The sequence below is a fragment of the Tibeticola sp. genome, from assembly GCF_022759015.1.
Classification (GTDB): Bacteria; Pseudomonadota; Gammaproteobacteria; order Burkholderiales; family Burkholderiaceae_C; genus Tibeticola; species Tibeticola sediminis.
This window is the reverse complement of the sequence record NZ_JAEMQB010000110.1, coordinates 1-9,575: the sequence shown is the minus strand read 5'-3', so window position 1 is coordinate 9,575 and position 9,575 is coordinate 1. Positions and strand designations below refer to the sequence as shown.

Below are 9,575 nucleotides of genomic sequence, written 5' to 3'. Positions count from 1 at the left end.
GGCCTCGGACAGCGGCATCGGCGCGGAGGCTCGTGCAGCCGCCGAGGCGATGGCGCGACGCACACGATGGTCGATCACGGGCAGCACCCCCGCATCGATCAGCGTCTGGTTGGCATGGGCGACCGCGTGCTCATAGCGCTCGGCGAGCAAGGCCGCGATCGTGTCGTGCACCAAGGCCCAGATGTCCGCACCCAAGCCACTCGCGCCCCATTGCTGCACCAGCAGTTGTGCAAACCGGCTGGGATGCAAAACGTCGTCTTCAGCGGGCTCTCGACCGTCTTCGAGGTATTTGATGCGCAGTCGCAGCTCCGAATAGCCCGCACCCGCACGGTCTTCGATGACCGAGACCAGACGCGAGACGCGGATGCGTCGATCGACTTCGTCGTCGCTCAACAGCGTCAGACCCCCGCCAATGTCGGCAAACTCGGTGGCGGGTGAAACCCGCTGGAGCGCCGGAGCTTCTTCGAGCCCCCCGGCTGCCGCGCGCCAGGCCGAAGCCAGCGACTGCATCCAGGTGTCGCGACGCTTGCGATAGTCGAGCAAGGCGTCCCGCCGCTGGTGCTGCTCGCGCACCGTCCCTGCCGGCTCCTCGCAGAGCGCCGTCAGCCGTCCCTGCACCGTCGCCGCGAGCTTGACGATGGTTCCGTCCAGTTCGGTGGCGAATTGCTTGCGGACCGAGCGCGCCACGGCCGCGGGGTCAGCGGGCGTTCGGTGCGGGCTGGCGTTCGGGTTCATGGGCGGGGCGACGCGGCGCGGTGAACCTCATACCCGGCGATCAGACCGTCGCCCCGGCGTTGGGGTCTTTCGGGTCTTCGATCTCGCCGGATTTCTTACCGCCGGATTTGACCAAATCTTCGCGCCGCACACCCAGCCACATCGCAATCGCTGCCGCCACGAAGACGGAAGAATAAATGCCAAACAAAATGCCGATCGTCAGCGCCATGGCGAAATAATGCAGCGTTTCCCCCCCGAAGAGCAACATCGAGAGCACCATGATCTGCGTCGATCCGTGCGTGATGATGGTGCGGCTGATCGTCGACGTGATGGCGTTGTCGATGATCTGCACCGTGTTCATCTTGCGATAACGGCGGAAGTTTTCGCGTATCCGGTCGAAGATCACCACCGACTCGTTGACCGAATAGCCCAGCACCGCCAGCACCGCCGCCAACACGGCGAGCGAGAACTCCCACTGGAAGAAGGCGAAAAAGCCCAGAATGATCACCACGTCGTGCAGGTTGGCGATGATGGCGGCGACGGCGAACTTCCATTCGAAGCGAATCGCCAGATAAATCATGATGCCCACCACCACGAAGGCCAGCGCCTTGAGGCCGTCGGTGGCCAGCTCTTCACCCACCTGGGGGCCGACGAACTCGGTGCGGCGCAGCACGACATCGGGTGCATCGGCCTTGAGCGCGGCGAGCACTCGCTCGCTCTGTTGAGCCGAGGAGACGCCCTTACGGGCCGGCAAGCGGATGAGCACGTCACGCGCGCTGCCGAAGTTCTGCACCTGCACATCGCTGTAGCCCAGCTGCGCCACCGCCGCGCGCACCCGGTTGAGGTCGGCGGGCTGGCTGTAGGCGACTTCCATCACGGTGCCGCCGGTGAACTCGACCGAGAGATTGAGACCACGGGTGACGAGGAAGAACACTGCCGCCAGGAAGGTCACGAGCGAGATGATGTTGAACACCAGCGCGTGGCGCATGAACGGGATGTCCCGCCGGATTCTGAAGAATTCCATCGCTCACTTCTCCTTTGCAGAGGTCGCCACGGCCGCAGCGGTTTCGGGTCGCCAAACGGTACCGATCGACACGCTCTTGAGCTTCTTCTGGCGACCATACCAGAGGTTGACCAGCCCGCGTGAGAAAAACACCGCCGAGAACATCGAGGTCAGGATGCCGATGACGTGCACCACCGCAAAGCCCCGCACCGGCCCCGAGCCAAAAGCCAGCAAGGCCAGGCCGGCAATCAGGGTCGTGATGTTGGAGTCGAAGATCGTCGCCCAGGCGCGCTCGTAGCCCGCGGCGATCGCGGCCTGCGGCGCCACGCCGTTGCGCAGCTCCTCACGGATGCGCTCGTTGATGAGCACGTTGGAGTCGATCGCCATGCCCAGCGCCAGCGCCATCGCCGCCATGCCCGGCAGCGTCAGCGTCGCCTGCAGCATCGACAGAATGGCCACGAGCAGCAACAGGTTCACCGCCAGCGCCAAGCCGGAAAACACCCCAAACAAGCCGTAATAGAGCGCCATGAACCCGACGATGACCAAAAAGCCCCACAGCACGCTGTGAAAGCCCTTGGCAATGTTCTCGGCACCCAGGCTCGGGCCGATGGTGCGCTCTTCGATGATTTCCATCGGCGCAGCCAGCGACCCTGCGCGCAGCAGCAACGCGAGGTCGTTGGCTTCGGTCACCGTCATCGCGCCCGAGATTTGGAAGCGGTTGCCGAGCTCGCCCTGAATCACCGGCGCGGTCAGCACCTCGCCCTTGCCCTTCTCGAACAGCACGATGGCCATGCGTTTTTTCAGGTTCTCGCGGCTGACGTCGCGCATGATCCGCCCCCCCTTGGCGTCGACGGTCAGGTCGACCTTGGGGCTGTGGGTTTGCGCGTCGAAGCCCGGCTGTGCGTCGGTCAGGCTATCCCCCGTGAGGATGACCTGTTTTTTGACGATGATCGGCCGCCCATCGCGCTGCGGGAAGCGCTCCGAGCCAAGCGGCACCGGGCCACGGCCGGCTTCGGCCTCGCGCGCCTCGGGGCTGTCATCGACGAGCCGAAGCTCGAGCGTGGCGGTGCGGCCCAGGATGTCTTTGGCCTTGGCCGTGTCCTGCACGCCCGGCAGCTGCACGACGATGCGGTTGCCGCCCTGCTGTTGGATGACGGGTTCGGACACCCCGAGCTCGTTGATGCGGTTGTGCAGCGTGGTGATGTTTTGCTTGAGCGCCTGCTCCTCAATCTTGCGCGCCGCCGCGGGCTTGAGCGTCGCGACGAGCCGCATCTCTTCGCCCTCACCCTGGCGGGCGAGCTGCAGTTCGGGGAACTGGTCCTGCACCACGCGCTCGATCGCTTCGGCCACGGCGGCTTCGCGCACGCGGATTTCGATCGACTCACCGTTGCGGCTGATGCCGCCGTGACGGATGCTCTTCTCGCGCAGCACGCTGCGCAGATCCCCCGCGAGCGACTCGACCTTTTTGGCCAGCGCCGCCTTCATGTCCACCTCGAGCATGAAGTGCACGCCGCCCCGCAAGTCGAGGCCGAGGTACATCGGACGCGCATGCAGCGCCGTGAGCCAGCCCGGAGTGCGCGAGACGAGATTGAGCGCGACGATGTAGGCGGGGTCGGCCGGATCCGGGTTGAGCGCGCGCTGCAGCACGTCCTTGGCCTTGATTTGCTCGTCCGGCGTGGCGAAGCGCGCCCGAAGCGAGGGCCCGTCGAGCGTCACGGCCTCGGGCTTGAGGCCCGCTTCGGCCAACAACTGCTCCACGCGCGCGCGCAGCGGCTCGTCCACGTGAACGCTCGCCTTCGCGCCCGAAACCTGCACCGCCGGCGCTTCGCCGTAGAGGTTGGGCAGCGCATAAATGATGCCCGCCAACAAGGCGAGCGCGATGAGGACATATTTCCAGACCGGGTAACGGTTCATGGCTGGCTCCTGGAAGAACAGGCAGCGGCGCGCGCAGGCGCAGACCCAAATGAGCCCGACACCGGCGGCACGCGGGCACGCGCCGGGGCGGGTTTCGATCGATCAAAGCGGCTTGATCGTGCCCTTGGGCAGCACTTGAACGACGGACATGCGCTGGAACTGCACCTCGACGCCGGGCGCGACCTCGACACCGATGTAGACATCGCCGAGCTTGGTCACCTTGCCAAGCATGCCGCCGCCGAGCACCACCTCGTCACCCTTGGCGAGCGCGTCGACCATGGCTTTGTGCTCCTTGGCCTTCTTCATCTGCGGACGAATCATGACGAAGTAGAGCACCACGAACATCAGCACGAGCGGCAGCATGCTCATGAGCGAGGACTGGGCGTCGCCACCGGCAGCAGCCGGCGCGGTCTGGGCAAAAGCAGAGGAAATGAACACGAACAACTCCAGAAAGCATGAAAACGAAGGATCGCGCGCGGAGCACCCAGGGACCGCTCACGCACGGACGGGCTGCACACGCCCAAAGCGCAGGGGGGCTCGCGCAGGCAAGCCGGCATTGTATGCGGCACCCTCGGCGTGAGGGCCAGGCGCGGTGACGGTCGGGGCCTGACCGCCGCAGGGCCGGCGCAGGCCCGTCTTACTCCTAATTAGAGAGCAAACAATCAGCGATTCACGCCGGGATTCTGCCAATTGGTTCAAAAAACCTTCAGGCAGCCCGCTGCAGCTGCGCGGCGCTGCGCCAGGCGGCCAATTGCGCCTGCCACTGCGCGCGAACCTGCGCCAAGTGGCGCGCCTTCACATGGCCGTAGCCGCGGATGTGCTCGGGCAGTCGGGCGATTTCCACCGCCTGCGCATGATTCTCGGGCGTGAGGGCCGCGAGCAGTTCCTCGATCGTCGCGCGGTATTCGTCGATCAGTGCGCGTTCGGTGCGGCGCTCTTCGCTGTAGCCGAAGGGGTCGAGCACGCTGCCGCGCAAGCCCTTGAGCCGCGCAAGCACCGCAAACACCCGGCCCATCCACGGGCCGAAGGGGCGCTTGACCAGTTCCCCGCGCTCGTTGCGCCGCGCCAAGAGCGGCGGCGCGAGGTGGTAGTGCAGCCGGTAGTCGCCCTCGAACATCTGGGCGATCTTCTGTTTGAACGACGGGTCGCTGTGCAGCCGCGCCACTTCGTACTCATCCTTGTAGGCCATGAGCTTGAACAGGTAGCGCGCCACCGCCTCGGCCAGCGTCTGCTTGGCGCTCGCGCCCGGCGCGGCGGCCCACATCGCCGCCTCGGCCGCGCGCACGCGTTCGACGAAGGCGCGGTAACGCTCGGCATACGCGGCGTTCTGGAAGTCGGTGAGGTAAGCCACCCGGCGCTCGACCAGCTGCGCCAGCGTCTCGCGCGGCTTGAACTGGATGACCTGCGCCGCCGGCTGCACCAGCGCCATCACCCGGGGCAGATCGTGCGCGGCCCAGCGGCCCCACTCGAACGCGGCCTTGTTGAGCGACACCGCCACGCCGTTGAGTTCGATGGCGCGCATCAGCGCCGCGTGGGTGAGCGGAATCCAGCCCTTTTGCCAGGCGTAGCCCAGCACCATGGGGTTGACGTAGAGGGTGTCGCCCAAGAGCCCAAGCGCCAGGCGCTCGGCATCGAAGCGGCCCACGGCGTCCTCCCCCAGCAAACCCACCACCTCGGCCACGCAGGCGGCCGAGGGGTCTTGCCAGTCGGGGTTGTGCACGAAGGCCGCCGTGGGCGGCGCATCGGTGTTGAGTGCCACATGCGTGCGGCCGCGGCCCATGCGCTGCACGGTTTCCTTGGCGGCGGTGACCACCGGATCGCAACCGATGATGAGGTCGGCGGCCGCCAGACTCACGCGCGTGGTGCAAATATCCTCCTGGTGCGCCCCGAGCAGCACATGGCTCCAGGTGGCGCCACCCTTTTGCGCCAGGCCCGCCGCATCCTGCGTGACCACCCCTTTGCCCTCCAGGTGCGCGGCCACACCCAGCAGCTGTCCGATCGTGATGACCCCGGTGCCGCCGACCCCCGCCACCACGATGCCCCAGGGGCGCGCGCCCAGCGCGGGCAGCGTGGGTTCGGGCAGGGCGCCCAGCGACTCGGGCGTGGGCGCTTGGCCCTTCTCTTTCTTGCGCAACTGCCCGCCTTCGACGGTCACGAAGCTCGGACAAAAGCCCTTGACGCAGGAAAAATCCTTGTTGCAGGTGCTCTGGTTGATTTGCCGCTTGCGGCCGAACTCGGTCTCCAGCGGCTCGACCGACAGGCAATTGCTCTGCTCGCCGCAGTCGCCGCAGCCCTCGCACACGGCTTCGTTGATGACCGCGCGCCGCGCCGGGTCGGGCATGAGGCCACGCTTGCGACGCCGGCGCTTTTCGGTCGCGCAGGTCTGGTCGTAAATGATGATGGTGGTGCCCTTGATTTCCCGAAACTCGCGCTGGATGGCGTCGAGCCGGTCGCGGTGCTCGATGGCGATGCCCTCCGGGATGCCGGCCACGCCTTGGTATTTCTCCGGCTCGTCGGTGACGATGGTGATTTTCACCGCGCCCTCGGCGCGCATGGCCTGCGCGATCTGAACCACACTGAGGCCATCGGGCCGCTCGCCAATCTGCTGGCCGCCGGTCATGGCCACCGCGTCGTTGTAGAGAATTTTGTAGGTGATGTTCACCCCGGCCGCAATGCTCTGGCGGATCGCCAGGATGCCGCTGTGGAAGTAGGTGCCGTCGCCCAGGTTGGCAAAAATATGCGGCTCGGTCGAAAACGGCTGCTGGCCCACCCAAGTCACCCCTTCGCCGCCCATTTGCGTAAAGCCCGAGGTGTGCCGGTCGGGCATCCAGATCGTCATGAAGTGACAGCCGATGCCAGCCACCGCGCGCGAACCCTCGGGTACGCGGGTGCTGGTGTTGTGCGGGCAGCCCGAGCAGAACCAGGGCAGGCGGTCTGCCGGCGGCTTGACTTCGATGAGCGCGCGCTCGGCGGCCTCGATGGCCTCGAGCCGCTGGCGCAAGTGCGCCGCCGTATCCGCATCCACCCCGAGCGCAAGCAAACGCTTGGCGATCGCACGGGCGATCAGCGCGGGCGTCAGGTCCGCGTTGGCGCGCAGCAGCACGTTGGCCGAGGGGTTGGGCATGCTCCATTCACCGCCCGAATGGTCATCGCCCACCTCGTCGAACTTGCCCAGCACATTGGGCCGCACGTCGGGCCGCCAGTTGTAGAGCTCTTCCTTGAGCTGGTATTCGATGACCTGGCGCTTCTCCTCCACCACCAGGATTTCCTGCAGCCCCGCGGCAAAGGCGCGCGTGATGCTCGCCTCCAGCGGCCACACCACCGCCACCTTGTGCAGCCGGATGCCCAGCGCGCGGCAACGCGCCTCGTCGAGCCCCAAATCCACCAGCGCCTGCCGCGTGTCGTTGTAGGCCTTGCCGCTGGCCATGATGCCAAAGCGGTCGTTCGGCCCCTCGATCACATTGTGGTTGAGCCGGTTGGCCCGCACATAGGCGAGCGCCGCGTACCACTTGGTGTGAAAGAGCCGCGCCTCCTGCTCCAGCGCCGCGTCGGGCCAGCGGATGTGCACGCCGCCCGGCGGCATCTCGAAATCGTCCGGCAGTTTGATGCGCACCCGGTCGGGGTCGATCTCGGCCGTGGCACTCGACTCCACGATCTCCTGGATCGTCTTCATGCCCGACCACACGCCCGCGTAGCGGCTCATCGCGAACGCATGCAGGCCCAGGTCCAGAATCTCTTGCACCGACGCGGGGAAAAACACCGGAAAGCCCACGGCCTTGAAGATGTGGTCGCTCTGGTGCGCGGCGGTGCTGCTCTTGGCCACATGGTCGTCGCCCGCCACCGCGATCACCCCACCCCACGGCGTCGTGCCCGCCATGTTGGCGTGCTTGAACACATCGGCGCAGCGATCCACACCCGGTCCCTTGCCGTACCAGATGCCAAACACGCCATCAAAGCGGTTCGTGCCCGGCGGCGCAAAGCCCAGCTGCTGCGTGCCCCACAGAGCAGTGGCAGCCAGTTCCTCGTTCACCCCGGGCTGGAACACGATGTTCTGCGCAGCCAGGTATTTCTTCGCCTTCTGCAGCGCCTGGTCGTAACCCCCCAGCGGCGAGCCCCGATAACCACTGATGAAGCCCGCCGTGTTCTTGCCCACCCGCGCATCCCGCACGCGCTGCAGCATCGGCAAACGCACCAGCGCCTGGATGCCGCTCATGAACGCGCGCCCGTGGTCGAGCGCATATTTGTCGTCGAGGGTCACGCGCTCGAGCGCGCGGCGAATGGATTCAGGCAAAGGCGCATTCATGGCATCGGTCTCCGGGTGGGGTCCTGCAAACGGCCGCGCCGCCTCGTGGGCGCCGCACCGGCACATCGGGCCTTGCCCTAGAGCAAGCGCCCGATATCAAAACGCAGTGTAGAGAGATCGCCGCGAGAGGTGTTTGCTTTTCGTGCCCAAAAACCGCGCATCCGCGCAAGATTCTTGCCGATCAGCCTCAAAACCTCGCGTAAACCCTAATCAAAGTCACTGTTTTGGAAAGGGTTGAACGCGCATCCAGAGAACCTCGCAACCGTGGAAGCAAACTGGCTTGGCACTGCGCGCCGCTGGTTCAGTGAGGCATCGAACGAGTGGCTTCAAGCCAGCACACCCCTCGCCTCTTCAAACTGTGGAGTCATGCAGCACCCGGCCCTCTTTTTTCACCCAATAGGCGGCGGTGCCGGGCACTTGGCTGCGCCGCTCGAACTCATGTTCGGACAACAACAGCAAATCCACGCCCACCCCTGTCCGTCCGATGGCCTCCCGCAGCCGTAGATATTCCGCAGCGCGATCGGGCAATTCGCTCTCGACCACCATCAAGTCCAGATCGGAAGCCTCATCGGCATCGCCGCGCGCGTAAGAGCCAAACAACAAAATCTTGGACGGCCGGGCCAACTGCGCGGCCAGGCGGCGCGCCACCTCCGCAATGTGTTCTGGACTGAGCATGCCGGTGAACGCCTCGAAATCGAAAACTCTGGCCCGACGAAAACCTTTCCCACGCGGTCCTCAGTGCCACCCAACACCTGGCGTCGGGCGTCTCCGCATCAGCCCGCCGCCGCCCCAACCGCGGGCGCGACATCTTCGAACACCTGCGCCAAGGGCAGCGACAGGTGCACGCTGCCCAGTTCGAGCACCTCGTCGCCGCTGTAGGGGTACAGCACCCAGTGGCCGCTGGCGTCGCGCCGGTAGACCTCGACGCTGCGGCGGTCGGGGTCGATCAGCAGGTATTCCTGCAAGCTCGGCAGGCTGCGGTAGGCCGCGAACTTGCCCCCGCGGTCAAAGGCCTCGGTACTGGGCGAAAGCACTTCGGCCACCAGCACGGGCTCGGCCTTTTCCAGCGGCTGCTGGGCGTCGGCGGCCGAACAGGTGACGAACACGTCGGGGTAAAAATACGCGTCCGCTGCCGCCACGCGCAGCTTCATGTCGGCAATGTAGGTGCGGCAGGGCGTGCCGCGCAGGTGAGTGCGCAGAGCAACGTAAAGGTTGCCCGATGCCGTCACATGCGCGTCGCTGCCGCCCGCCATCGCGAATACCTCGCCCGCGAGATATTCGTGCTTCACCGGCTGGTTGGCCTCCCAAGCGAGATAGTCTTCGGCGCCGAATTTGGGCTGGGCAAGCGCGGTCATGGGGAACTCCTGGCAAGCGGTGCAGCGCTGCATTGTGACGGAACGCGGCAATCCGCGGCAAGATAGCGCCCATGAACCCGCGCCTCGACAAATTCGACCTGGCCATCCTGCGCGAGTTGCAGGCCGACGGGCGGCTGTCCAATGCCGATTTGGCCGCCCGTGTGGGGCTGTCCGCCGCGCCCTGCTGGCGACGGGTGCGGGCGCTTGAAGAAGCCGGCTTCATCACCGGCTACCGCGCCATCCTCGACCGGCAGAAAATCGGTCTGGGCGTGCTCGCCTTCGTGCG

General features: G+C 66.1%; 8 protein-coding genes. 1 reads left to right on the top strand and 7 read right to left on the bottom strand.

The annotated features are described in order from the left end of the window. The 7 genes from JHC36_RS06900 to JHC36_RS06870 form a co-directional block, all read right to left on the bottom strand. On the bottom strand, positions 1-735 hold a 735-nt coding region (locus JHC36_RS06900; RefSeq protein ID WP_287917544.1), incomplete at its 3' end, for a DUF1631 family protein. 40 nt (positions 736-775) lie between these two features. After that, the gene (secF, locus tag JHC36_RS06895; RefSeq protein WP_287917541.1) at positions 776-1,738 is read right to left on the bottom strand and encodes a protein translocase subunit SecF; all 963 of its coding nucleotides are present in this window, start codon (positions 1,736-1,738) and stop codon (positions 776-778) included. Positions 1,739-1,741: 3 nt separating this feature from the next. Continuing rightward, entirely contained in the window at positions 1,742-3,631 is a 1,890-nt protein-coding gene (secD, locus tag JHC36_RS06890) for a protein translocase subunit SecD (RefSeq protein WP_287917538.1), read from the bottom strand. Positions 3,632-3,733: 102 nt separating this feature from the next. Continuing rightward, positions 3,734-4,069 (bottom strand): preprotein translocase subunit YajC, encoded by a 336-nt coding sequence (yajC, locus tag JHC36_RS06885; protein WP_124224095.1) that lies wholly within the window; start codon positions 4,067-4,069, stop codon positions 3,734-3,736. Between the two features lie 268 nt (positions 4,070-4,337). Beyond that, complete coding sequence (locus JHC36_RS06880) at positions 4,338-7,934, bottom strand: indolepyruvate ferredoxin oxidoreductase family protein (RefSeq protein WP_287917535.1); 3,597 nt, start codon at positions 7,932-7,934, stop codon at positions 4,338-4,340. Positions 7,935-8,285: 351 nt separating this feature from the next. Next, entirely contained in the window at positions 8,286-8,609 is a 324-nt protein-coding gene (locus tag JHC36_RS06875) for a nucleotidyltransferase domain-containing protein (RefSeq protein WP_287917532.1), read from the bottom strand. A 98-nt stretch (positions 8,610-8,707) separates the two neighbouring features. Next, the gene (locus tag JHC36_RS06870; RefSeq protein ID WP_287917529.1) at positions 8,708-9,289 is read right to left on the bottom strand and encodes a Uma2 family endonuclease; all 582 of its coding nucleotides are present in this window, start codon (positions 9,287-9,289) and stop codon (positions 8,708-8,710) included. Positions 9,290-9,360: 71 nt separating this feature from the next. On the opposite strand from JHC36_RS06870, the gene JHC36_RS06865 reads away from it, so the two are divergent. After that, the coding region (locus JHC36_RS06865; protein WP_287917526.1) for an Lrp/AsnC family transcriptional regulator at positions 9,361-9,575 on the top strand (215 nt) is incomplete at its 3' end.